This is a genomic window from Alteromonas australica (assembly GCF_000730385.1).
Classification (GTDB): Bacteria; Pseudomonadota; Gammaproteobacteria; order Enterobacterales; family Alteromonadaceae; genus Alteromonas; species Alteromonas australica.
The window spans coordinates 2,517,510-2,541,918 of the sequence record NZ_CP008849.1; the positions used below are offsets into that span (position 1 = coordinate 2,517,510).

Consider the following 24,409-nt stretch of genomic DNA (forward strand, 5'->3'; position numbering starts at 1 on the left):
ATCCCATCTGTTCTATTTGTCGTCAAAGGTAAAGCTTATCTGGGGTATTATGTCCCCCTTATCTTTGGATTTCGCTAAAGCTAAATAATGAAATGGACCGGGCGGCTTGCATAAACACCTGCTGAATACAAATATTAGGCTGCTCTTTCAAAGATGCGTAACGGGTGTCTAGGCGCAACGTCCACCCCCCGTTTGGCGACAAAGTAGGCAAATGAAAGCGTACGTCGTTATCACCTGCATTAAAGCACAAAAACCAGTGTTCAGGGGTGTGCTCATCTAGCGCGCAGCCTCTTATTTCTACCCCAAAGGCTTTATTGTGCTTTTCGTTCCAATCCTCCGAAGCCTTATCGCTACCGTCGGGTTTAAACCAATTGACGTGGCTAACGTTGCGTGTGACGGTGAATGCATCATCGTCTAACCTGACTTCACTTAGCAAAGAAGACGACCGCTTTATGGCAATGACATACTTACAAAAGTCGAGAAAGTCCTGCTTTCGTTTATTCATTTCCCAGCTTAGCCAACTGATGGGATTGTCTTGGCAGTAAGCGTTATTGTTGCCTTGTTGGCTTCGGCTTAACTCATCGCCGCCTAACACATGAGGCGTGCCCTGAGAGAAAATAAGGGTGGCGAATAAGTTGCGCTTCTGTCGCTCTCTAAGCGCAAGAATATCGGGGTCGTTTGTATCACCTTCAACACCGTAATTGGCTGACAAGTTGTGGCCGTGACCATCTCTGTTATCTTCTAAGTTCGCTAAGTTATGTCGTTCGGCATAACTCACTAAGTCATGTAGGGTGAAGCCATCGTGGTAAGTGACATTGTTAACCGAGGTGGAGATATGTCGGTAGCCCTTATGAAAGACATCTCTTGAGCCCATTAACCGGGTAGCAAAATCCGGCGTCACGCCCTCATCGCCACGCCAAAATGCGCGAACAGTATCACGGTATTTATCGTTGACTTCTAACCACGGCGTAGGGAAATTCCCCAACTGATAGCCACCAGGCCCTATATCCCAAGGTTCTGCAATCAATACCTTGTTGCGCAAAACAGGGTCTTGACCAAGGGCCCGAATCAATCCCGAATAGCGATTAAAAGCTTGTGGCTCTCGACCTAAACTCACTGCCAAATCGAAACGGAAGCCGTCTACCCCTATCGTTGTTACCCAAAAACGCATGGCATCCAGAATCAACGTCATCATGTAGGGGTGAGAAGTATTGACAGTATTTCCGCAGCCAGAATGATTGGAGTAAACCAATTCTCCACGCTTAGTTTGTTCAAGTAGGTAGGCCTGATAAGGACAGAAACCCTTAAAAGATAAAACAGGGCCGCCCTTTCCACTTTCAGCAGTATGGTTAAACACCACATCGACAATGACTTCAATACCAGCATGATGGTACGTGTCTACCATGGTTTTTATTTCAGCGAGTGCATCTTCGTTTGCGTAGCGCGGCTCTGGTGCGAAAAAGTTAATGGGGTTGTAACCCCAATAGTTTGTTAACCCCTTTTCGGTAATAAAAGGCTCAGGCATAAAGGCGCACATGGGCATAAACTGCACGGTGGTGACGCCCAGTTGCTTTATATGTTCAACCACCGAAGGATGACACGCACCGAGGTATTTTCCTTGATGTGCTTTGGGCACATCGGGGTGTAATTTAGTTAACCCCTTAACATGTGCTTCATAAACGATGCGTTTGTGCTTGGCCACTTGTACTGGCGAGCTCGACTGTGTGGAATAGGCTTGCTCATTCACCACCACACACTTAGGGATCATAAACTGTGAATCGTGTTTGTATTGCCGCGCGTCCCAGTTTATGGGACGACTGAGCTTTTTGGCATAAGGGTCAATAAGCAATTTATCGGTTGGCGATGCATGAAGATCTAGATCGCCACGCAGTACGCGGTATCCATAGAGTGCACCGGCTTCTATATCAGAAACAAAACCATGCCATACGTCACCTGTTTTTTCAGGCAAAACGATTTCAGCCCAAGGTTCTTCCGTGTCTCTATGGAAAATGCACAGAATAACAGCTTTAGCATCTGGTGCATAAATGGCGAAATTACACCCGTGGTCAACCAGAGTGGCTCCCAAGGGGTAGGCTTCTCCTACTGAAACCTGAAAATCTTTGACAGCAGCAAGTACGGCGTCCACCCTTCTTCCTATTCAGTAACGTAAAACAATGTCGCTAATGGCGGCAGTGTGATTTCGACAGATTCTTTACAATCATTCCACGCAACCGGCTCACTTGATACGTGCTCAATAGTGGCATAGTCACTTCCCCAAAATAGCTGACTATCGGTATTTAGCGCAAGGCGTAATCGGCTATTTTGTTTAACGCCCAACCTGAAATGCGTTCTTGGCACCGGCGTAAAGTTACTAACCACATAAACCTGTTGTTGCTTGTCTTTAGAGTATCTTACGAAGGAAACAATACTTTGTTCAGCATTTCCGTGGTCAATCCATTGGAAACCCTGATGTTCATGATCCAATTCATGCAGTGCGGGCGTGCTCGCATAGAGGCGATTTAGCGCCTTATAAAGCGCTTGTATACCTTTATGCTTTTCGTACTGTAACAAGTGCCAATCGAGGCCGCTATCATGATTCCACTCTCGCGACTGGCCAATTTCATTACCCATAAAGCTAAGCTTTTTACCTGGGTGTCCATACATAAAGCCAGCATAACATCTCAGATTTGCCGCTTGTTGCCATTCATCACCAGGCATCTTCCCTATTAAGCTGCCCTTTCCGTGTACCACTTCATCGTGGGAAATTGGCAATACGAAATTCTCATCAAAGGCATAGACCATGCTAAATGTAATGTCACCGTGATGGTAATGCCTGTAGGCGGGATCTTTAGAAATGTAATGCAATGAATCATGCATCCACCCCATGTTCCATTTAAACCCGAAGCCTAGCCCGCCATCAAACACGGGGCGAGACACTTTGGGAAATGAGGTTGATTCCTCTGCGATGGTCATTGCATCAGGATAATGCTTGTAAACCTCTTCATTCATCCAGCGCAGTAGACTAATTGCCTCGTAGTTTTCGTTTCCGCCGTCAACATTGGGGATCCACTCCCCCTCATTTCGGGAGTAATCCAAATAAAGCATAGAAGCAACCGCATCAACACGCAGCCCATCAATGTGAAATTTATCTAGCCAAAATAACGCGTTGGCCACTAAAAACTGTCGTACGGTTTGCTTCCCGAAATCGTAAATACACGAGTTCCAATCTGGATGCCACCCCTTACGCGGATCTTCATATTCATAAACATGAGAACCGTCAAAGCGCGCTAAACCGTGCCCATCTTCAGGAAAATGTGCAGGTACCCAATCTATGATGACACCCACACCAGCCTGGTGGCATCGATCCACAAATTGTTTGAAGTCGTCAGGGTCGCCAAAACGGCTGGTGGGTGAAAACATACCCACAGGCTGATAGCCCCAAGACCCATCAAAGGGGAATTCTGATACAGGAAGTAATTCTATATGGGTATATCCCATGTCTTTCACATAGGGAATTAATTGCTCACCCAGTTCTTTGTAGGTCAAATAGCGTTGTTCGCTATTATTTTCAGGCTTTTTCCATGACCCAAGGTGTACCTCATAAATACTCATAGGTTGATGGTATTTATCCGCATTTCGTGCCGCCATCCATTCGCTGTCTTGCCATGTATAGCGAGAATGGTCGAAGATTTTAGACGCGTGCGACGGGTACTGCTCTGCACTAAACCCTACAGGGTCTGCTTTGTGGGGTAACTCGAACCCCTGAGCATCTTTAATTTGATACTTATAACGTTCGCCTTCGCCGACAGCGGGAATAATAAGCACCCAAAAGCCGAGAGAGGTTTTCTGCATGGGGTGAAGCCGTCCATCCCATTGATTAAAATCGCCAATAACCGACACAGCAGTGGCATTGGGTGCGTACACGCAAAATCGCGTAGCACTCATGTTTTCTTTGTCTGTACAAACCAGTTGGGCGCCCGCCTGGTGATAGAGGTTTTCTGGAGCAGCATCGATATAATGAACCGCATGATAAGCTTGCTCTTGAAATTGATAAGGATCAATATAGCGGTATGTGTTTACCCCAAGGTTTGCATCCCCTTGATCGTTACCACGTTGGCCCACAGCACTGACAGAAACCACCACTGTATATACATATTTTTCTGCGATGGTTGGCGCTTCACCTTCAAACACGCCAGTTTTAGTATTTAATGTTAGTACAACATCGTTAATGGATGCCGCCGAGGGCCAGGTAAGCGTGATAGATTTCGCATCGGGTCGCCATACGCGAATAATCAATGAGTCTTTATTATGAATGGGGCCTAAATGGCTGAAGGGCTGAGAACAGGCGGCGTGACTTAACTGTTGCGATATTTGCATTAAATACTCCTTTTAAAAGCCCGCTAACTAGCGGGCCCTGTGCCTAAATGTAGGCAAAGGTGTGCGCTATTGCACACCAAGCTCATTATGTTGGTTAATGAGATAGTTATTTGCTCGCTTTCAATCGAGCGTCCGTTAACCTAGCGGCTAATGCTGTTATATCATGGTTATCAAAGATGTCTTCAATATTTCGTGTTAGCTTTCGACGCCAATTCGGGTATTCATTGAAGGTCCCCGGAATATTGACGGGCTTATCCATTTCTAACCAATCTTCCAGCTGCAAACTCAATAATGCACTTGAGCCTCCGGCCATGTGAACCTGCATTCCAAAGTTTAACGCTTTCGTCATGCCTGTCATATTAACGTCGTGGCCAACCTCTTCAGACACTGAACCATGACCATGCAAGGTATTTAAAATCGCTTGCTTTTGTTGATGCCTATCAGCGTACAACACGTCTAAAATTTCGTCAGTGGGATATAGCCCAATGTCTTTACCTAACTCTAAGTCTAAACAGTGCCAATATCCAATGAGTGTGGGCATATCATGGGTGGTTAAGGTAGACATAGACTGAATAGGATAATGGCTCGGTGAAAAGAACCCACCATCCTCAGCTTGTTCAAAGAAAAACACACGATAAGAATACACACCGTTGTCTGCAAGTTTTGCGCGAATTTCTTCAGGTACTGTGCCTAAATCTTCACCAATCACTAAACTTTCATTGCGATGGCTTTCTAACGCTAAAATTCCTAGTAGATCATCAACAGGGTAATAGACGTACCCGCCCTCTTTTGCATCATCACCTTTAACTACCCACCACAAGCGCAATAAAGCCATCACATGGTCGATGCGAAGTGAGCCAGACGATGCCATATTGGCCGCGAACAAATCGATAATGGGCTGATATGCTTGCTCGTACAATTTACGCGGGTCCATGGGTGGCAACCCCCAATTTTGACCTAATGGCCCCAGTACATCCGGCGGAGCCCCTACGCTGGCATTCGTGCAGTAGAGATCTTTATTTCCCCAAATTTCAGCGCTGCCTTCACTCACCCCGACCGCTAAATCACGGTACAAACCTATCGTCATGCCACAGTCTTTCGCTTTTTGGCTGGACGCCTCGAGTTGCTGAGCCGCAATCCACTGTAAGAATAAATAAAACTTCACTTCTTTCCCGTGGGCTTTTTTAAATTTTGCCACCGCAGGGTTATGATAATCTTTGTATTGCTCAGGGAATACCGGCCAGCCCCAACTCTCCTTACCGTCCTCTTTAAGGTGAGACTGCAATGCATCATAAACGGCTAGCATATCTAAGCTTTCTCCACCTTCACTAACAAAGGCTTTAAAGGCTTTATTTTGCTTGGTGTTTTTACGCAGATATCGCGCGTCGAATACATCAAATATTGCTTTCAACGCGGTAATCTTCAGATGAGCCACCGCGTCATAATCTACATGCTCAACTTGGCGGGCATGCGCTAATGTAGTTTGGAATGCCGGGTCGTTAACAATTGCTTGTACACCCTCATCTTCAAAACCCTCAACGGCAGTGGCATCTATATAGAGGTAATTTAGCCACCGGCGTGAACTAGGACCATAGGGAGAACACGCATTGGGGTTGGCCGGATATAGGGCATGTATGGGGTTTAGCCCAATAAAATCAGCGCCGACATTAGCCGCATTCTCGATTAACAAAGACAAATCACTAAAGTCGCCTATGCCCCAGTTATTCTCACTTCGCACACAATATAATTGAACGCTAAGCCCCCAAATTTTTTTGCCCTCTTTGACACTTTGGGGCGTATAACAAGCGTGAGGCGCTATAATCAGTCTAGAGGTTGCAAACCCGTCGCCATCTGCACTCAAGGTTAGCGAGTGATAACCAAGAGGGAGTGTGAAAGGCAACGCAACAATGTATTCGTGAAATTCCACTTCATCGATGTGCGCCATGGTGGACATAGGGGCATCGATGGGAACGAAACGATGTTCGTGGGTGTCTCCATTTTCACAGGTGATTGTCATGACATGTTCATCGTTTACCAGTTCAATGGGCAAGCGAACCGCGCAATGCAGTGGCTCATTGCTACGTATCACGTGTACAGGGTTAAGCGGAGATAACCAAACCGATTGAATATCATATGCAATTTGAGACTGAATTTTTTCGTCGCTCTCGGTGTCATAACCTAGCGTGTTGAGCAACTTGGCTTTACTCGACTCTGCGATGGTTGCTGGTTTTCCCCATGCATCAACGTATTGGGTTTCAATTCCGCGCATTTCAACCAGTTGTTGCAGAAGCTGTTGTGTCATTGTGAGTGATTCCTGTGTTCAGTGAAAGCCACTTTAAAGTCAGTGTGATACATGCGCAGCAAAAACAGTTGCGCGCAAATACAAATTTTTAACATTATTCTAGAAAGATGCGCTTAGGAAAACTGAATACGATTGCATAAGTACAAATTCGTAATTTTGCAACATTTTAGCTTTTTCTTTTGCCAATTATGGCATTTTGATCCATACTTTACGTAATTTATTTTCATATTTTAAACAATTATCGAGGTACGTCATGACAATTCGCATCGGTATCAATGGTTTCGGTCGTATAGGTCGTTTAGTAATGCGCGCAGCTGCTGCTCGCGAAGACATTGAAGTAGTCGCCATTAACGACTTATTAGATACAGACTACATTGCCTACCTTTTGAAGTACGACTCGACTCACGGTTTATTCGACGGTGAGATCAAAGTAGACAACAATAACCTTGTTGTAAACGGTAAAAACATTCGCATTACATCAGAAAGAGATCCTGCTTCATTGAAGTGGAACGACGTTGATGTTGACGTGGTTGTAGAGTCTACGGGTTTATTCCTAACGAAAGATACCGCTGCTAAGCATATTGAAGCTGGCGCGAAGAAAGTGGTTATGTCTGCCCCATCTAAAGATGACACGCCAATGTTTGTTATGGGTGTTAACCACGACAGCTACGAAGGTCAAGAAATTGTGTCTAACGCTTCTTGTACCACAAACTGTCTTGCACCACTGGCCAAAGTACTAAATGACAAATTTGGTATTGTTGATGGTCTTATGACGACAGTTCACGCCACAACGGCAACTCAGAAGACCGTTGATGGACCTTCGATGAAAGATTGGCGTGGTGGCCGCGGTGCTGGTCAAAACATCATTCCATCATCGACAGGCGCTGCAAAGGCGGTAGGTAAAGTTATTCCTGAGCTTAACGGCAAGCTAACAGGTATGGCATTCCGTGTACCTACGCCAAACGTGTCGGTTGTTGACCTAACTGTTAACTTAGCAACACCTACAAGCTACGAAAATATCTGTGCTGCCATGAAGGAAGCCTCTGAAGGCGAGCTTAAAGGCATTATGAGCTATACCGAAGATGCGGTTGTATCTAACGATTTCATTGGTAATGCAAACACCTCTATTTTCGATGCTACTGCCGGTATTGCGTTAACTGACACCTTTGTAAAAGTGGTATCTTGGTACGATAACGAATGGGGTTATTCAAACAAGGTATTAGACTTGGTAGCACACATTTCTAAGTAATAGGTGGCTATTACTTATGTGTTAATAGACATAAGTATAGTATGGCATGCTTAAATGCCGAAAAAAGGTGCGATTAATGTCGCACCTTTTTTGTTTTCATCACATAATAAACATTCAATAAAGACAGGCATGACATGACCGCGCCAACCCTATTGCAGCGCAGATTCACGGAGAAAATATGACACTTGTAGATTCAATAACCGTAAGTGAGGCGGGAGGTTTGACGTTTCTTGATATAGAGAACGACTTAGCTTCAGCTAAAATTAGCTTATTCGGTGGTCATGTGCTTTCTTACATCCCTAAAAGCGATAACCAAGAAAGGCTTTGGTTAAGCCCTCATGCTTATTTAAACGGCGAGCGTCCAATTCGCGGCGGCATTCCCGTTTGCTGGCCATGGTTTAGTGACGATCACGGTAAAGAGAAGGGTGAACTTCCCTCTCACGGCTTTTTACGAACGCAAACGTGGAAGATTGTATCGACTGAAGAAACCGGTGAAGCTACTCACATTGTATTGGCCCCTTCTTTTACCCGTGCAGAGGGCTTTGAATACGATTGCGAAGTGACGCTTTCAGTCACTGTAGGTGCCTCGCTGACGGTCACCTTGGCCACTAAAAACACCGGCGTTGTTCCCTTTGAATATAATTGTGCACTGCACACTTACTTTCAAGTAGACCATATTCAAAAAACAGCACTAACCGGCATTGCTGGTCAGTATAAAGATAAAACGCAAAACTGGGCGGTGAAAGAGACCCCCTCCCCCTATACCTTCCATCAAGAAACCGACCGTATTCACCTTGCAGCCATTGCTGAAACCTATATTGAAGTTGAAGGCAATGACTTTACCCAAGTGAGCTCACAAGGCAATGACTCTTTGGTTGTGTGGAATCCTTGGCAGGGTGCCGCATCAATCTCTGACATGGATGCGTTTGGGTATAAACACATGGTTTGTGTGGAAAGTGCTATTACGGGGGGAAAAACATTAGCGCCTCAAGCTGAACACACATTGATACAACGCGTATCTCCTAAATAGTGTTTAGCTGCGCATCACTGATGGATGTTTGCTGTTCCTTTAAAATTCTATCGTGGCGCTTGCCAACCGTCATAAGAAAACGGTTAACGTACAAACAAAAACGCCTTAGTGTTTAAAACCAAGGCGTTTATAATATTATCGCGTAAAAACAGGTTTAGCTGTTTTTCGCACCCGCTACCGCTTCTTTCGCCAATTGGGTAATACGTGCCCAATCACCCGATTCAATGGCATCATCTGGGGCTAACCAAGAACCACCCACACACTTCACGTTTTTCAGTGCGAGGTAATCATTATAGTTACCCGGTCCAATGCCACCTGTTGGGCAGAAAGTGAAGTCTGGGAATGGACCACTAATTGCTTTGATAGCCTTAACACCACCCGAAGCCTCTGCTGGGAAGAATTTAAGGTGGGTGTAACCCGCATCTTTACCTTTCATCAGGTCAGAGGTAGAAGAAATTCCTGGAATCAATGGAATTTCAGCTTCCATTCCAGCTTTTAACAAATCAGCGGTCATACCTGGGCTTATGGCGAACTTAGCGCCAGCTTCCGTCACTGCTTTCAATTGTTGTGCATTAGTTACTGTCCCTGCACCAATTAAAGAATCTGGCACCTCTTGTGCGATACGTTTGATCACATCAATCGCAGCCGGGGTTCTTAAGGTAACTTCTAATACTTTAATTCCGCCTTCCATAAGCGCTTTAGCCAGTGGTACCGCCTTTTCCACATCGTTAATGACCAATACTGGTACAACGGGGCCGGCCGCAAATATTTCCTCTGGTGAATATTTCCATTTTGTTGTCATAAATCAGCTCGCAGTATGTTGTTGAAGATAAGCAGCCGCCCCCAATAAACCGTGGTCTGGCTCTGCTATCAAGTAGGTAGGAATGTCTTTCACGTAGTGCTTCATCTGCCCTTTCGCTTCAAATCGCGCTCTAAAATCGCTTGATTTAATAAACTCAGGGAAACGGTTAGCAATACCACCGCCAATGAATACACCACCCGTAGTGGCCATGTTTAACGCCAAATTACCGGCAAAGCTACCCATGATTCGACAAAATTGGGTGAGTGTTGCTACCGCAATGTCACAGGTATTTTCCAATGCCGCTAAGGTAATTTGCGCAGGCTCTGTAAACACTGGCGTATTGCCGCCGTGTAGAGCCAATGCAGTATAAATATTGAGTAAACCTCTACCCGACATCACCTCTTCTGCTGATGCACGGCCAAACTGCTTTTGCAAATGACGCCATACAACCACATCAGTTTCATCTACAGGGGCAAAATCTGTGTGACCGCCTTCGCCGTCGAGGGTCTGCCAACCTGAGGATGTCATGGTGATATGCTCAACACCCAAACCGGTGCCTGGGCCGAAAACGGCAATATTGCCCTCAGCCACCGGCGTACCTTCACCAATTTGAACCACTTGATCTTGCGCTAGCACAGGAAGCGAATGCGCCACCGCAGTAAAATCGTTGATCACATAAAGGCTATCTAGGTGTAACTGAGCTCTCAGCGCTTGTTGAGAAAAAGACCAACTGTGGTTCGTCATTTCCACTAAGTCACCGAGTACAGGGCACGCAATAGCAATACAGCCTTGCGTAAAGGTGTGTTCTGGCATATCAGCAAAATACTGCGCAATCGCTAAATCAATGCTGGCAAAGTCATTGCACATGTATTTCTTAATGTCGGCGACGCCTGACTCGGTAACCCTAGCCACGCGAATATTGGTGCCGCCTACATCAGCCACAAACTTCTGGCTCATTACGCTTGCTCCTGAGTGTAAAACAGCGAACACGCACCTTCTTCTGCACCAGTCAGAACAGCGCGCATACCGCCGAATAGCTCACGCCCCATACCAATATGGTGATGATCGATATTGGCAGGTTTTGCTTCACGGGCAGCTAACACTTCATCATCAACCAGTAGTGACAATGCGCCCGTTTCCGTGTTGAGTTCGATAATATCGCCCTCTTCCACTTTCGCTAACAAACCGCCTTTGAACGCTTCTGGGGTAACATGGATGGCGGCTGGAACTTTACCTGACGCGCCTGACATACGGCCATCAGTGACCAAAGCTACTTTGTAGCCTTTATCCTGAAGCACACCTAGAGGAGGAGTTAAGCGGTGAAGCTCTGGCATACCAATAGCAGATGGGCCTTGGAAGCGCACCACAACAATACAATCTTTATCCAACTTCCCTTCTTTGAAAGCCGCATCAAGATCGAATTGATCTTCAAATACAACCGCTGGCGCTTTAATTACGCATTGAGGCTCTGGCAATGCAGACGTTTTAAATACCGCGCGGCCAAGATTACCTTCTAATACACTAACGCCACCGTCTGGTTTAAACGGCGTTTCTACTGTGGCTAAAACTTCTTTATCGAGAGACTCAGTTGGGCCATCACGCCACTCTACTTCGCCGTCTTTGAGCATAGGCTCTTTGGTATAGAAATCTAAGCCTTCACCACAGATGGTTTTCACATCGTTATGCAATAAACCAGCATCTAGAAGCTGTTTAATAAGCAATGACATGCCGCCTGCTGCCACGAAATGGTTAATATCAGCAGAACCATTTGGATAGATACGTGTGAGTAGAGGAACAGCATTTGAAATGTCTGAGAAGTCATCCCAGTTAATAATGTAACCCGCTGCACGCGCAACTGCGATGAGGTGCATCGTATGATTCGTAGACCCACCGGTTGCCAACAAGCCCACTAGGCCGTTTACAATGGCCTTCGCGTCAACGATATGACCAATTGGCGTATATTCGTCGCCAAGGTCGGTAATGCGTGTAGAACGCACAGCCGCAGCGCGGGTAAGTGCATCACGTAGCTCTGTACCTGGATTAACGAATGATGAGCCAGGAAGGTGTAACCCCATCATTTCCACGACTAACTGATTAGAGTTAGCGGTACCATAGAAGGTACACGTTCCAGCAGAATGATACGATTGCGATTCGGCTTCAAGCAGTGCATCACGACCCACTTTACCTTCTGCAAACTCTTGTCTTACACGGGCTTTTTCTTTATTCGGCAACCCAGAAGGCATAGGGCCGGCTGGCACAAATACCGTGGGTAAGTGACCAAAACTCAAGGCGCCCATAAGCAGCCCTGGTACAATTTTGTCACAAATGCCTAGCATTAGCGCAGAATCAAACATGTTGTGCGATAGCGCAATGGCTGCACCTTGTGCTATGTTGTCACGACTCATTAGGCTCAAATCCATACCGGTTTGGCCTTGGGTAACACCATCACACATCGCAGGTACGCCACCTGCAAATTGTGCAACACTGCCTACGTTTTTTACCGCCTCGCGGATAATCGCTGGGTAGGTTTCGTAGGGTTGGTGAGCAGACAGCATATCGTTGTACGCAGACACAATGGCCACGTTCGCTTTCGTCATAGAACGCAGATCGGCTTTGTCTGCTGTACCACATGCTGCGAAGCCATGAGCCAAGTTACCACATGACAATACGCCACGATGAGGACCTTGTCGGCGCGCGGCTTCTATTTTGTCTAAATAGGCTTTACGTGTTTCTTTACTGCGCTCGATAATGCGCTGTGTAACCTCGGCAATACGTGAATTCATTTCAATCTCCTATGGCGCCCACATCAAGGTCACCGGGGCTCTATTAACCACGGCTGTGATGGGCTTTTGCGCTTCGGTTGCATTGTCCAGTGCATCAAGCAATACATGCTTTTTCTTTTCACCGGTTAAATGCAAGAAAATGTTACGACTGTTCAGCAAAGCTGGCAGTGTGAGAGAGATGCGCTGGTGAGGGGCCGTGGTAGGCTGAACTGCAATGCACGTTCTGCCGCTGCTCATATCAAGGCCGTCATTTATCTGCTCAGAACAGGGGAACAAAGACGCGGTGTGTCCGTCTTCTCCCATACCGAGAATTAACGCATCAAAAGGTTGAGACATGCTCGCGAGGGCGGCCTCAGCAGCATTAACGCCTTCATTGGCGTCGCTTGGTTCACTTTTAAGTTCAACGAAGCGTGCTGCACTGGCTTTATTTTTTATCAGGTTATTTTTTACTAGGCTGGTGTTGCTGTCTGCGTGGTCTTCATCCACCCAACGCTCATCAGCCAAAGTGATGTCCACTTTATCCCATTCAAGGTTGGTTTCGCTAAGCTGCTTGAAAAGCGCAAGTGGCGTTCTGCCGCCACTTACCACTAGCGAAGCACGACCACGGGTACGAATACCCGTTTTCAAAATGCTGACCAAATCTTCGGCAAACGCTGATGTTAGCGCTTCAGGATTATCAAATGATAGTGTGGTTAATGCCATATTATTTCTTCTTTACCGTTTTGCTTTCGTACCAACTGCGGTTAGCGCGTGCTAACAACCCAATTGAGTCCACAGGACCCCACGTACCTGCTTGGTACGGCTCAGGTGGCTCGCTAGATGACTTCCATGCTTCTAAAATTGAATCAACCCATGTCCAGGCTTGTTCTATTTCATCGCGACGTACAAATAGCGCTTGGTTACCTAACATAACTTCTAGAAGTAGCTTCTCGTAGGCATCTGGAATGCGTTCATCGGCAAAGGCTTCAGAGAAACTTAAATTCAGTTTAGACTTCTGTAAATCCATCGACCCTGAATTAGTTAATCCAGGCACCTTATTCATGACCGTGATTTCCACGCCTTCATCAGGTTGAAGACGAATAACCAATTTATTGGGTGGTAGGTTTTTAAAGCTATCGCCAAACAAATTGTGAGGCTGACGCTTAAAGTAAATAACCACTTCACTGACTTTATTTGGCATGCGTTTGCCCGTTCTTAGATAGAAAGGCACGCCAGCCCAACGCCAGTTGTCAATTTCGGCTTTAATGGCCACAAAAGTTTCAGTTTTGCTTTGTGTGTTAGCACCTTCTTCTTCGAGGTACCCAGGCACTTCTTCGCCTTTCACAAAGCCCGCGGTGTATTGACCACGCACGATGCTTTCACTGATGTTAGACGCATTGATTGGGCGCAGTGCTTTCAGCACTTTAAGTTTTTCGTCTCGAATGCTATCGGCATCTAACGTTGTTGGTGGCTCCATGGCAACCAAACTTAAGATTTGAAGTAAGTGGTTTTGCACCATATCGCGCATTTGACCTGCATCATCAAAGTAGCCCCAACGCCCTTCTATACCCACTGATTCAGCAACCGATATCTGTACGTGGTCGATACAGTTGTGATCCCAGTTAGTGGCAAAAATTGAATTGGCAAAACGCAGTGATACAAGGTTAAGAACCGTTTCTTTACCTAGATAGTGGTCGATACGGTAAATTTGTTTTTCGTCAAAGTATTCAGCAACTTGCTCATTGATGACTTTAGACGATTCTAAATCGTGACCAATGGGCTTTTCGAGAACCACACGTACGCTGGAATCGATAATCTTACAGCTATGTAAACCACGGCAAATATCACCATAAATGGCAGGCGGCGTAGCAAGATAACATACCATGGTGCGTGAAGGGTCTACATGGTCATCAAGCACGCAGTAGCTGTCGACATCTTTCATATCAACACAGGCGTAATGCAAACGCGCTTTCATGCGTTCCCACGTGGCTTGGCACAAATCTTTTTCACCAAACTTAACTAAGTTGGTATGAACTTCTTCTATATAGTCGTCTAGAGACATGTCTTGACGCGCAACCCCCACTATTGTGGTATCTGGGTGCATGAGATCTGCTTTCTCTAATTGATAAAGCGATGGCAAAAGTTTGCGTCGTGAAAGATCCCCTAATGTGCCGAATAGCACGAAGTCACAGGGTTCATAGGAATTTTCCAATACCATATTCGTCGACCTTAAATTGTGTGTGCGGTTACGCTGCTATAAAAAAGGGTTCTAGCAGCAATAACAAACTTGTTATTAGCATATAGTTAACACCAAATGTAGTAAAATTACAACTTTGGTGAACCATGGAAAAGAATTTCTTATTATTTAGGTGAAACCTAACGCTTTACACCCTTAATTTCATCTAAAAATGTCAAAAAATTACATTTTTCTTGTCACTGCTGTCACATTGGGTACTATTAAGGTAGAAACGTTCACTTATTCTCTCTATTAAATGCTATACCTGTATGAACATATTAGAAAAAATAACCCAAAATAAAGCAGCATTCAGTAAATCGGAACGCAAGGTTGCAGAAGTGATTCTTGCAAACCCGCAGACAGCCATTCATTCGAGTATAGCAACCCTGGCCAAAATGTCGGATGTCAGTGAGCCTACGGTCAATCGTTTTTGTCGACGTTTGGACACCAAAGGTTTTCCGGACTTCAAGTTACATCTGGCACAAAGTTTAGCTAATGGTACACCCTATGTTAACCGACATGTAGATGAAAATGACGGTCCAGATGAGTATACCAATAAAATATTCGAATCAACCATGGCTTCTTTGGAAGTAGCCCGTCAATCTCTTGATGTGCACATCGTAAACCGCGTTGTTGATTTGCTCACTCAAGCCCAGAAAATTTCATTCTTTGGACTTGGCGCATCAGCGTCTGTGGCGCATGATGCACTGAACAAGTTTTTCCGATTTAATGTGCCTGTGGTTTACTTCGAAGACATACTCATGCAACGTATGAGCTGTATGAACAGTACCACCGGTGATGTGGTTGTGCTCATTTCCCACACTGGCCGAACAAAAAGCTTGGTGGAAGTAGCGCAAATCGCGCGAATGAATGATGCGACTGTGGTTGGCATTACCTCTGGAGATAGTCCACTGGCACAAGAGTGCACCTATGTGCTTTCACTAGAAGTACCTGAAGACACCGACATGTATATGCCGATGGCCTCGCGTATTGCCCAGTTAACATTGATAGATGTGCTAGCCACCGGTTTCACGTTGCGTCGTGGCAACAAGTTTAGAGAAAACTTGAAGCGGGTAAAAGACACCCTGCGGGGATCTCGTTACGAGAAACGCCCTGATTAACCATTATCGCGTTTTACGCCTTTAGTAACGCCACGTGTGTCGCCCTAAGTTTAATGTAATGTTAATGGGCGACAGGCGTTAAAATCTTTATATCATCGGCACTTGGCTAATGCCCTTGATGGGCGTTAAAATTCTACTAACATCATGGGTAAAAATCGGCTCTGCCCGCCCAACTGGTCGAGCCAGTTGCCAGATTTTCTTTCTTTCATTCACATTTCTGTCAGATTCAACTACTATTCTGTAATAAAATTACGTAAAGCGATTACAGGCGAATTTATAATCTAATTCACCTTGTATGTCATATGATACTTCATCCAGAAATAGCGACGGAATAACATGACCAGAAGAACGAAAATTCTTGCCACTTTAGGCCCTGCAACCGATTCAATTGAAAAGATTCAGGCCATCATAGCTGCTGGCGCAAATACAGTACGCATGAATTTTTCTCACGGCCAAGCAGAAGACCACATCGAACGTGCGAAGCGTGTTAGAGAAGCTGCTAAGAATTTAGGAAAGTACGTTGCTATATTGGGTGATTTGCAAGGGCCTAAAATCCGCGTAGCGCGATTTGTAGACGGTGCTGTTCACCTCGATGTTGGCGCGACCTTTACCCTAGATGCCGAACTCGACCGTGACGCAGGCGACGCTACCCAAGTGGGTATTGATTACAAAGCGCTACCTGACGACGTATCAGCAGGCGACATCTTGCTTTTAGATGATGGCCGTATACAACTTCGCGTAACATCCGTTGAAGGTCGCAAGGTGATTACTGAAGTGACTGTTGGCGGCAAACTTTCTAACAATAAAGGTATTAACCGCCAAGGCGGTGGTTTGTCAGCAGAAGCGCTCACCGAGAAAGATAAAGAAGATATTAAGACGGCGGCAAAAATTGGCGTAGACTATTTAGCGGTTTCATTCCCTCGAAGCGGAGCTGACTTAGATTACGCACGTGAACTCGCTGAGGCCGCTGGCTGCTACGCAAAAATTTGCGCCAAAGTTGAGCGTGCTGAAGCCGTCGCCACTGACGAAGCCATTACTGACATCATTAGTGCTTCAGATGCGGTGATGGTTGCCCGTGGTGATTTAGGTGTGGAAATTGGCGATGCTGAGCTTGTTGGGGTGCAAAAGAAACTCATTTCTCGCTCTCGCCAGCTAAACAAAGTGGTGATAACGGCGACACAGATGATGGAGTCGATGATTGATAGCCCTATGCCAACACGTGCCGAGGTAATGGACGTTGCAAACGCCGTTCTAGACGGCACAGACGCCGTTATGTTGTCAGCAGAAACCGCTGCAGGTAACTTCCCGGTAGAAACTGTGACAGCCATGGCGAGAGTGTGTGAAGGTGCAGAAACCCATCCAAGCATCAAAATCTCGAAGCATAGAATGGATGAATTATTCTCTTCTACCAGCGAATCTATCGCTTTATCAGCCGTTTATGCCGCCAACCACCTTCCTAGCGTTAAGGCCATTGTCGGTCTAACAGAAAGCGGCAACACGCCTAAATTGATGTCACGCATCACTACCTCGCTACCTATTATTGCTATGTCTCGTCATGAAGACACCCTTAATAGCATGGCGCTTTACCGAGGTGTTAAGCCCGTCTATTTCGATTCTTCAGACAGCGAGCCTGGAAAATTGAAGTACGACGTGATTGCCGCTCTTAAAGAAAAAGGGTTAGTGAAAAGTGGTGACAGCATTATCCTTACTTATGGCGATGAAATGGAAAAAGTTGGTGCGACCAACACGCTTAAGATTGTTGATGTAGAATAAACCTCAATGTGATTGCAGTGGTGCGAGCGTGCTACTGCAATCACACTACCCAACCTGTTTACGTATAATCTCTCTATCTACCTCACATTTTTATTCTCTCAAGCAAAAAAAATCTGGTGGTCATATCCGATGATTACCTGCATGATAAACACATCAAGACACCCATGTTAGATCATTACATCAGAAACACATCAAGACACCCATGTTAGGTCATTACATCAGGACAGCCATATTAACCTTACCGAGGCTATCATTAGAAAAATTATGAAAAAAATCACACTATCTGTCATTTTATGGACACTCATGTCTTCCTTGGCGTTCTTTGCAAAAGCAGAATTTAACCACGTTGTTGTTGAAAGTGCTGCCACGCCATTACAACCTATAATGATTCAAGGCCCAATGCCCATTGAAGCTGAATATTTCGCAGGCTTGTTAGACAATGTGCAAATAGAAAAATCTGGAAACGCTACCTTTTATAATGGCACACTAAACGGCTATCCTGTAGTGGTAGTTAAAACCGGTAAAGGATTAGAGAATACAGCTGCAGCAACGGCTGTAGGGATTATTAAGTATCGCCCCCTTATCATTATCAACCAGGGAACCTCTGGCGGTCACGACCCCAAACTACAGGTGGGTGATATTGTACTCGGCGCAAGAAGCGTCAACATCGGCAATTTCAAGACACCCAAGTTAGCAAAAGCGCAAGGCTCCAACCCCCTAACCTGGACACCCATGGATTTGATGGCATCTGAAGGCAGTGCTGGCGAAGGTGACAGCGCCTCAGACGCTAACAAAATTAGGTATTATGCGGGTGACGAGACACTCATATCTGTAGCGGTCAGCATTAGGGATACCTACACCCGTGGAAAAATTGTGAAAGGCACCATCGGCAGCGCCAATTTCTGGAATAATGAACTAGACCGTATCGCGTGGCTTCACGAAGATATGGGCACAAGTGTAGAAGAAATGGAAACAGCCGCAGCCGCACAAGTTGCTTATGCGTACAAGACACCCATGTTAGGTATCCGTGTGTTATCAAACAATATAACAAACCATGGTGAATATGACCCTTCCACAGCGAAAGCCTGCCAGTCATTCGTTAAAGGCGTAGTAGAAGCTTACATAAATCAACTAAACACAACATTAAAACCGCTTTAGTTTTTAAGAACTGTCCTAAGCGACAGGTTGTTTTTCGAGTACGCCTGATAATATATAAACTAAATACCTATGAGTTTAGATTTATGGCAACACGTCGAAGCGACCTCGTCAATTTATCCGAAACACCGTTTTACCATTGCGTAACGCGTTGTGTTCGGCAATGCTATTTGTGCGGATATGATAAAAACACAGGGCAAAGTTTTGAACACCGCCGAGGTTGGGTTGAAAAAAGAACGTTATTTTTGTCATCCGTTTACGCCATAGATTTATGCGCCTACGCCGTGATGAGCAACCATGTTCATGTTGTTTTAAGAGTAGATGAGAAATCAGCTAACTCACTTTCAATGCGGGAAGTGTTAATACGATGGCACAAACTCCATAAAGGCACATTACTCACTAAATCCTACCTAGCTGGCGAAGCCCTCTCTGAAGCAGAATTGTTGAGTGTAAAGCGTACCGCTGCCGTATATCGAAAACGATTATTTAGTATCAGTTGGTTTATGCGGGATCTTAATGAGTACATCGCTCGCGCAGCAAATGCTGAGGACGAATGTAAAGGGCGCTTCTGGGAAGGTCGTTTTAAGTCTCAAGCGCTTTTAGATGAGAAAGCATTACTTAGTTGTATGGTCTACGTTGACTTGAATCCAATACGTGCATCATTAGCCAGCACCCCTGAAGACTCCGAGTACACCAGTATTAAACGGCGTATTGAATGTAAGTTAACACGTAAAACGTCAACGGGAATTCTACCTTTTAAATCCGATACTGCTTGTTCAAATCAATATTGCCTCAACCTAACTTTTACAGAGTATGTGACGTTACTAACTCAGACGGGTAAAGCTGTGAGAGATGATAAAGCGGGATTTATTGACGGTGAGTACCAAGCTTCATTGAACCAAATAGCCTTATCTAGTTCCCAGTGGCTGAAAGCCAGTCTCGAATTTGAACAACACTTCTCTATCGCAGTGGGTAGTGTAAGTAGGATAAAAAATTCCAGCACACTACCGGGCGGCGAAGGTTAAAAGGGGTTTCGACCGCCCGGAAACTCTTTGGTTAACGTCTACAAACTCGCAAACTCTGACGAGGTATGAACGTAATTTTGCTGATGATGAATAAGAATACTTTTTGCTCTATTGACCATATCATCTCGCTGAAATTCCCAATTTCTTAAATCAGCTTGCTTTGCCTGCTTCAAGTAGTAGGAGATTCGCGCATTTCTAAGAAGATGACTCTTTCGATTAAAGTCAAACTCAGCACTGTTGTAAATCGTTTCAATCTTGATGATAGAGGGATGATACGGCTTATCTGTATTACCAGCATTTGCCTGGCTGATAAGATTCGTACCACTCATTAAAAGCCCAGCTATCATGATTCCAGCGGAGATTAGTGAAGCTGAGAAAATCCAGCGTAAAATATTCATCGCGTTAGTCCCTTGCAATAATATAAATTAAAAAGTCACTGGGAATAAAGCACTTCTCATGCCATCACAAAAAGCATTTATAATCAATAACTTAAACTCTCACAGCAAATAAACTCACGCAGACAAAAAGTAAGTTCTACACTACATAAGGAACATTCTTCTAATGGCCTGCTATAAAGACACCCATTACTTTCACCTTGGATATTTTAATATGACCTACACAATTAATATGCAGAAAGACACCCTTTAAAACAACGCTGATCTAATGGTCTTTGAGTGGCTGTCCATTAAATGCCACTAGTAAACATATCTCGTGAAATTAAGTATCCGAAGAAACCCAGAGTGGATTAGTTGGGAGTAAGCGCAGTGAAGTGGGTGTCTAATTATTTTTAAGTTGGGTGTCTGAATAGATTGTCTATCTTCTAAACCCAATAAAAAAGGAGCCGAAGCTCCTTTTTTATCGCAAGGTCAAGACTAGTTCATGGCTGTCTCGGTAGCGGTATCAGGAACAACCTCTAGGTTGTCCTCTACGTCTTTAACATCTGACGCATTTTTTGCAATTTCAATAGCGAGTTGTCGCTCCGCATCGGAGTCAACCTCACCCGTTAATACTACATTGCCGTTTTCCACGTCGACGTCGATATCAAAACCTGAAATATCAGTGTCCATTAGTAACCGAGTTTTGATAACCGTCGCAATTTTAGCATCTGTTAACGCGCTTTCAGACTCTTCTTTCGATTCAGCAAGATCATCTTGCATGTCCTCGGAACTTTCAGAGAGATCTTTTTCCTCAACCACTGTGAGTCTGTTGTCTACCGACATTACACCATCAATGTTCGCAACTAACTCTTCAGCTAGCTTTTTGTCGACGGAGTTAGACACCTTACCCGTTAAGATAACATCACCGTTATCAACGTCGGTATTGATATCGAATGAGTTCAAATTGCCATTGAATAATAGCGTTGCTTCAGCTTTACCATCTATCCAAGCATCCTTTGCGCCTTTTTCCCATTTGTTATCCGATTCCATATCCCCGGCAACAGCCGCTGAACTTATGGATGTAGCAACTAATAGTGAGATCAAAGTACGTTTCATAACATTTCTCCTTTGTTGAAACACATTAGTTACTAAGCGAAAGTCAAGCCACTATTTTAAACCATTGATTTAATGAAAATTTATTTAAAACACCTAATATTAACGCGTTCCCTATTTTGCAAAGTTTGCCCGTGATTGCGAAGTTTTTACTGAGCCACGTGATATATACGGTACAAATTTTGTATACCATATACGCAATAACGCGAAGGCGAAATTTCAATTATAACCTTAGCAAAGGCAAAGCCACGCCTGGTGTGGATTGTAGTGCTTTGTTACCTTTTCAATTAACGCAATGTCAGGAAGGACGATGAACATTTTACTGGATACAGTAGCAATTCTACTCATACTTATTACGCTGGCCCCCTCTCTTCCTTCTTCCCACTGGTTAGTTAGAGTTTGGGAATTTCCCCGCCTTCAAATTCTGTGCATCATGTTGATAACATTAACGGCTAGCCTTTTAATAGGAGGGGCTGAAGGCCTAGGATTCAATATCCAAAGCCTGCTATTACTTGTACTCGTGGGCTGTGCTATATACCAAGCCTTCTGGATTTATCCCTACACACCGTTGGCTTCCAAAGAAGTGGAAAGGGCTGAGTCGCCGGACCAAGACAATAAGATTAGCATTCTTTCAAGTAACGTCTTTATGCCCAATGAAAACTACCATAAACTTCTTTCTCACGTAAAAGACACCCAACCCGACTTCCTAGTCACCTTAGAGTCGAATAAGCGATGGCAGAATGCACTTGCAGAACTAAATTCGGATTACCCTTATCAGAAACACTGTCCGTTAGAAAATTTGTATGGAATGAACCTGTATAGCAAAGTGCCATTGGATACCGTAGAACTGCATTATTTTGTAGAAGATGATGTGCCTTCGTTCAAAGTCACTTTCACAAAAAACAATAGCACTGTAACAATATTTTTCCTTCATCCTAAGCCGCCAAGCCCTACTGAAAATAAAAGAGCGAAACCTCGGGACATAGAGTTAGATCTGGTAGGCAATATAGTTTGTGATTACGAAGAGCCAGTGATTGTCGCTGGTGATTTAAATGATGTGGCTTGGTCTCCCACCACTCGTAAGTTCAGAAAAGTGAGCGGCCTTCTAGACCCGCGTATCGGGCGAGGCTTTTATAACACCTTTCACGCCCATTACCCTTTAATTAAATGGCCTCTTGATCATTTATTTCATTCGAGTCATTTTTCACTTGTGGATATACGCAAGCTTGGTGATATCGGCTCCGATCACTACCCGTTATTGACGACGCTGCAGTTGAAAGGGTGAAATCTAAGGTAAGTCGTAACTTGATGAAGGAAAAAAGTCTCAGCCAATTAATTAGGCAGTTTGGGTACTCACATGTTCAACCGGTCGTTTTCTTAGGTGTTTCACACACCACATCACGCTATCACAAGCGTCTTCCCTACGTTTAAAGTGAGACAAACCTAATAATCTGTCACTCCTAGGCCAAACCGCTTGATTTAGCACAGCGACATCACTTTCCGTGAGGCGTGAGGCATCCAACACTATTTCAATCGCTTTTTTATTAGGTTTAATCAAAGTGGGATTAGCAACGGTTACCAAGGATTTATCGACACAAATATACTCCCGTTTAACTGGGTCTCTTACCACTCCTACGGTATTGTCATCGCAAATAATCGCCGGCCAACCTTCAGAAATACGACTTTGACCAAACATGAGTAGTGTAAAGGCAACAAGCACAAAGAGAGTAAGGCCAATAAACTGAACACTTAAATCAGGTGCAACAGAGACAATAACAGCCACAATAGCCACGAAAAGGATCCAACCACCGAACACCCTTCTCATCGCATTCGGAGAAATTCCTGAAATGATATCAACGTGTTTCAGCGTTTGCTTATCATATTGACGAAGTACTACAGATGACTGCGAGGACACAACTCACTCCCACGATTATTTCGATGAACTTTATTAGCTAACAGATACGAAAACAAGTATGCAAAAGGTTAAATTTGAAGGCTAACTATGCCGTTTTAGGTAACTCTGATGACAACTGACATATTTCAAAATGCATGGACTCTGGATGCTTAGCTTGATGACGTCGTACTTTCGCTAGCACATTGAGCTCGTCGGGCTCACCAAAGAAAAACCACTCCGCAAACTGCCTGCCTAATCCACCACTTCTCAGTTGATAGACATGAACAACGTAACGGTAACCGCTATCGTACGCGCTCTGATAGGCTGAACTTTCATTTATGGAAGTAAAACCGCCGCGAGGATGAATAGCAAAGCTCTTAACGCCGGCACCTCTTCGCGTAAGGAAAGATAGCCCAGTTTGCGCTACACGTCGAAGCGCTGCATCTCTCACCTGTTCAAGCGTGACATCAAGGTAAGGAATGTCAATTTTTCCAAACATCCTGCACGCGTTAGGGCAGCCCGGAGCCAGTCCGATGGAAAAAGCGGTATGCTCCCGCCCCTCCCAAGGTCGCGTCCATACATATGGGCTTATGTGCACATAAAGTGTTTGCCCATCACAAGGGAGAACAAACACATCAGGTACGTTGGGATTCCGTGCATTAACGAGCTCGTTTAGGCTATTACTAGCATATTGCACGATCAGCCTCCTCAAACCACACTGCCTTCATGGCAAAATTATACTTAAGTATAACATACACGAATTATTTCACAATCGCAGAACCTTTGTTAGAACGATATGAAATAACCAATGATGAGTTATATTTAGAAATATAACTCATTGATATAATTAAATGTTTCTTCTAGTGGGATGAGGACATTTCGGTCAATTCAATCGTGTCTTCTGCCACGATTTTCAGGCACAGCAACTAGTTGCTCTTCAACGTAGGCGCATACTCCCTCCAAGGTGTCACCATGAGGAGATTCAAAGCTTACGCTGTCACCTTCCGACTGGCCTTCACAAGCTTCAATAGCTTCTGGTGGTGGCGTTCTTGGGCGTTCATGCTGTTGGGCAAATGCATTAGAAGCAGCGGTAACTAAGCCAGTTACTGCAATTAAACTCAATACCGTCTTTTTAACGTTTATACTCATAACTATTTCTCCACTGCATGGGTGTCTTGTTGTTTACTCTGGAT

Annotated in this window: 19 protein-coding genes and 1 pseudogene; 7 read left to right on the plus strand and 13 right to left on the minus strand. The window is 44.8% G+C overall.

Annotated elements, in window-relative coordinates; translation table 11 throughout:
* Positions 1 to 58 precede the first annotated feature (58 nt).
* The 3 genes from glgX to malQ all read right to left on the minus strand — a co-directional run bounded on the left by glgX (position 59) and on the right by malQ (position 6,679).
* A complete protein-coding gene (glgX, locus tag EP13_RS11175; protein ID WP_044057356.1) occupies positions 59 to 2,146 on the minus strand; it encodes a glycogen debranching protein GlgX in 2,088 nt (695 codons plus the stop codon).
* 8 nt (positions 2,147 to 2,154) lie between these two features.
* Positions 2,155 to 4,377, minus strand: coding sequence for a 1,4-alpha-glucan branching protein GlgB (gene glgB, locus EP13_RS11180; protein ID WP_044057357.1), 2,223 nt, complete (start codon positions 4,375 to 4,377; stop codon positions 2,155 to 2,157).
* A 106-nt stretch (positions 4,378 to 4,483) separates the two neighbouring features.
* Positions 4,484 to 6,679, minus strand: coding sequence for a 4-alpha-glucanotransferase (gene malQ, locus EP13_RS11185; RefSeq protein ID WP_044057358.1), 2,196 nt, complete (start codon positions 6,677 to 6,679; stop codon positions 4,484 to 4,486).
* Between the two features lie 253 nt (positions 6,680 to 6,932).
* Here malQ and gap point away from each other — a divergent pair, with 253 nt between their 5' ends.
* Entirely contained in the window at positions 6,933 to 7,928 is a 996-nt protein-coding gene (gene gap / locus EP13_RS11190; RefSeq protein ID WP_044057359.1) for a type I glyceraldehyde-3-phosphate dehydrogenase, read from the plus strand.
* Between the two features lie 178 nt (positions 7,929 to 8,106).
* Positions 8,107 to 8,958 carry a D-hexose-6-phosphate mutarotase gene (locus EP13_RS11195; RefSeq protein ID WP_044057360.1) on the plus strand — a complete coding sequence of 284 codons (852 nt, stop codon included), beginning with the start codon at positions 8,107 to 8,109 and terminating at the stop codon, positions 8,956 to 8,958.
* 154 nt (positions 8,959 to 9,112) lie between these two features.
* Here EP13_RS11195 and EP13_RS11200 read toward each other — a convergent pair whose 3' ends face one another.
* Genes EP13_RS11200 through zwf form a run of 5 tightly spaced genes read right to left on the minus strand, consistent with a single transcriptional unit; the run spans position 9,113 to position 14,740 of the window.
* On the minus strand, positions 9,113 to 9,760 hold the full coding sequence (locus EP13_RS11200) for a bifunctional 4-hydroxy-2-oxoglutarate aldolase/2-dehydro-3-deoxy-phosphogluconate aldolase (RefSeq protein WP_044057361.1): 648 nt from the start codon (positions 9,758 to 9,760) through the stop codon (positions 9,113 to 9,115).
* A 3-nt stretch (positions 9,761 to 9,763) separates the two neighbouring features.
* A complete protein-coding gene (gene glk, locus EP13_RS11205; RefSeq protein WP_044057362.1) occupies positions 9,764 to 10,717 on the minus strand; it encodes a glucokinase in 954 nt (317 codons plus the stop codon).
* Positions 10,717 to 12,543 (minus strand): phosphogluconate dehydratase, encoded by a 1,827-nt coding sequence (gene edd, locus EP13_RS11210; protein WP_044057363.1) that lies wholly within the window; start codon positions 12,541 to 12,543, stop codon positions 10,717 to 10,719. Before edd ends, glk begins: the two co-directional genes overlap by 1 nt.
* A gap of 9 nt (positions 12,544 to 12,552) precedes the next feature.
* On the minus strand, positions 12,553 to 13,245 hold the full coding sequence (gene pgl / locus EP13_RS11215) for a 6-phosphogluconolactonase (protein ID WP_044057364.1): 693 nt from the start codon (positions 13,243 to 13,245) through the stop codon (positions 12,553 to 12,555).
* Position 13,246: 1 nt separating this feature from the next.
* Positions 13,247 to 14,740 carry a glucose-6-phosphate dehydrogenase gene (zwf, locus tag EP13_RS11220; protein WP_044057365.1) on the minus strand — a complete coding sequence of 498 codons (1,494 nt, stop codon included), beginning with the start codon at positions 14,738 to 14,740 and terminating at the stop codon, positions 13,247 to 13,249.
* Positions 14,741 to 15,027: 287 nt separating this feature from the next.
* Here zwf and EP13_RS11225 point away from each other — a divergent pair, with 287 nt between their 5' ends.
* The 4 genes and pseudogenes from EP13_RS11225 (at position 15,028) to EP13_RS11240 (ending at position 19,867) form a co-directional block, all read left to right on the plus strand.
* On the plus strand, positions 15,028 to 15,879 hold the full coding sequence (locus EP13_RS11225; RefSeq protein WP_044057366.1) for a MurR/RpiR family transcriptional regulator: 852 nt from the start codon (positions 15,028 to 15,030) through the stop codon (positions 15,877 to 15,879).
* A gap of 336 nt (positions 15,880 to 16,215) precedes the next feature.
* Entirely contained in the window at positions 16,216 to 17,652 is a 1,437-nt protein-coding gene (gene pyk, locus EP13_RS11230) for a pyruvate kinase (RefSeq protein ID WP_044057367.1), read from the plus strand.
* Positions 17,653 to 17,916: 264 nt separating this feature from the next.
* Entirely contained in the window at positions 17,917 to 18,810 is an 894-nt protein-coding gene (locus tag EP13_RS11235) for a 5'-methylthioadenosine/S-adenosylhomocysteine nucleosidase (RefSeq protein ID WP_044057368.1), read from the plus strand.
* A gap of 83 nt (positions 18,811 to 18,893) precedes the next feature.
* Positions 18,894 to 19,867: pseudogene (locus EP13_RS11240) on the plus strand (transposase).
* A 3-nt stretch (positions 19,868 to 19,870) separates the two neighbouring features.
* On the opposite strand, the gene EP13_RS11245 reads toward EP13_RS11240, so the two are convergent.
* Positions 19,871 to 20,230 carry a hypothetical protein gene (locus tag EP13_RS11245; RefSeq protein ID WP_044057369.1) on the minus strand — a complete coding sequence of 120 codons (360 nt, stop codon included), beginning with the start codon at positions 20,228 to 20,230 and terminating at the stop codon, positions 19,871 to 19,873.
* A gap of 474 nt (positions 20,231 to 20,704) precedes the next feature.
* Complete coding sequence (locus EP13_RS11250) at positions 20,705 to 21,325, minus strand: BON domain-containing protein (RefSeq protein WP_044057370.1); 621 nt, start codon at positions 21,323 to 21,325, stop codon at positions 20,705 to 20,707.
* A 307-nt stretch (positions 21,326 to 21,632) separates the two neighbouring features.
* Here EP13_RS11250 and EP13_RS11255 point away from each other — a divergent pair, with 307 nt between their 5' ends.
* Positions 21,633 to 22,607, plus strand: coding sequence for an endonuclease/exonuclease/phosphatase family protein (locus EP13_RS11255; RefSeq protein WP_044057371.1), 975 nt, complete (start codon positions 21,633 to 21,635; stop codon positions 22,605 to 22,607).
* Positions 22,608 to 22,658: 51 nt separating this feature from the next.
* On the opposite strand, the gene EP13_RS11260 is transcribed toward EP13_RS11255, so the two are convergent.
* From EP13_RS11260 to EP13_RS11270, 3 genes are all read right to left on the minus strand, one after another.
* The gene (locus tag EP13_RS11260; protein ID WP_044057372.1) at positions 22,659 to 23,237 is read right to left on the minus strand and encodes a hypothetical protein; all 579 of its coding nucleotides are present in this window, start codon (positions 23,235 to 23,237) and stop codon (positions 22,659 to 22,661) included.
* Between the two features lie 85 nt (positions 23,238 to 23,322).
* A complete protein-coding gene (locus tag EP13_RS11265) occupies positions 23,323 to 23,913 on the minus strand; it encodes a hypothetical protein (RefSeq protein WP_156026752.1) in 591 nt (196 codons plus the stop codon).
* A gap of 191 nt (positions 23,914 to 24,104) precedes the next feature.
* Entirely contained in the window at positions 24,105 to 24,365 is a 261-nt protein-coding gene (locus EP13_RS11270; protein WP_044057374.1) for a hypothetical protein, read from the minus strand.
* Positions 24,366 to 24,409: the final 44 nt, after the last annotated feature.

Bases quoted from the DNA above. Each gene is read 5' to 3' on its own strand.
- glgB (WP_044057357.1), bottom strand. From the start codon at position 4,377: ATGCAAATATCGCAACAGTTAAGTCACGCCGCCTGTTCTCAGCCCTTC.
- malQ (WP_044057358.1), bottom strand. From the start codon at position 6,679: ATGACACAACAGCTTCTGCAACAACTGGTTGAAATGCGCGGAATTGAA.
- gap (WP_044057359.1), top strand. From the start codon at position 6,933: ATGACAATTCGCATCGGTATCAATGGTTTCGGTCGTATAGGTCGTTTA.
- EP13_RS11195 (WP_044057360.1), top strand. From the start codon at position 8,107: ATGACACTTGTAGATTCAATAACCGTAAGTGAGGCGGGAGGTTTGACG.
- EP13_RS11200 (WP_044057361.1), bottom strand. From the start codon at position 9,760: ATGACAACAAAATGGAAATATTCACCAGAGGAAATATTTGCGGCCGGC.
- glk (WP_044057362.1), bottom strand. From the start codon at position 10,717: ATGAGCCAGAAGTTTGTGGCTGATGTAGGCGGCACCAATATTCGCGTG.
- edd (WP_044057363.1), bottom strand. From the start codon at position 12,543: ATGAATTCACGTATTGCCGAGGTTACACAGCGCATTATCGAGCGCAGT.
- pgl (WP_044057364.1), bottom strand. From the start codon at position 13,245: ATGGCATTAACCACACTATCATTTGATAATCCTGAAGCGCTAACATCA.
- zwf (WP_044057365.1), bottom strand. From the start codon at position 14,740: ATGGTATTGGAAAATTCCTATGAACCCTGTGACTTCGTGCTATTCGGC.
- EP13_RS11225 (WP_044057366.1), top strand. From the start codon at position 15,028: ATGAACATATTAGAAAAAATAACCCAAAATAAAGCAGCATTCAGTAAA.
- pyk (WP_044057367.1), top strand. From the start codon at position 16,216: ATGACCAGAAGAACGAAAATTCTTGCCACTTTAGGCCCTGCAACCGAT.
- EP13_RS11235 (WP_044057368.1), top strand. From the start codon at position 17,917: ATGAAAAAAATCACACTATCTGTCATTTTATGGACACTCATGTCTTCC.
- EP13_RS11245 (WP_044057369.1), bottom strand. From the start codon at position 20,230: ATGAATATTTTACGCTGGATTTTCTCAGCTTCACTAATCTCCGCTGGA.
- EP13_RS11250 (WP_044057370.1), bottom strand. From the start codon at position 21,325: ATGAAACGTACTTTGATCTCACTATTAGTTGCTACATCCATAAGTTCA.
- EP13_RS11255 (WP_044057371.1), top strand. From the start codon at position 21,633: ATGAACATTTTACTGGATACAGTAGCAATTCTACTCATACTTATTACG.
- EP13_RS11270 (WP_044057374.1), bottom strand. From the start codon at position 24,365: ATGAGTATAAACGTTAAAAAGACGGTATTGAGTTTAATTGCAGTAACT.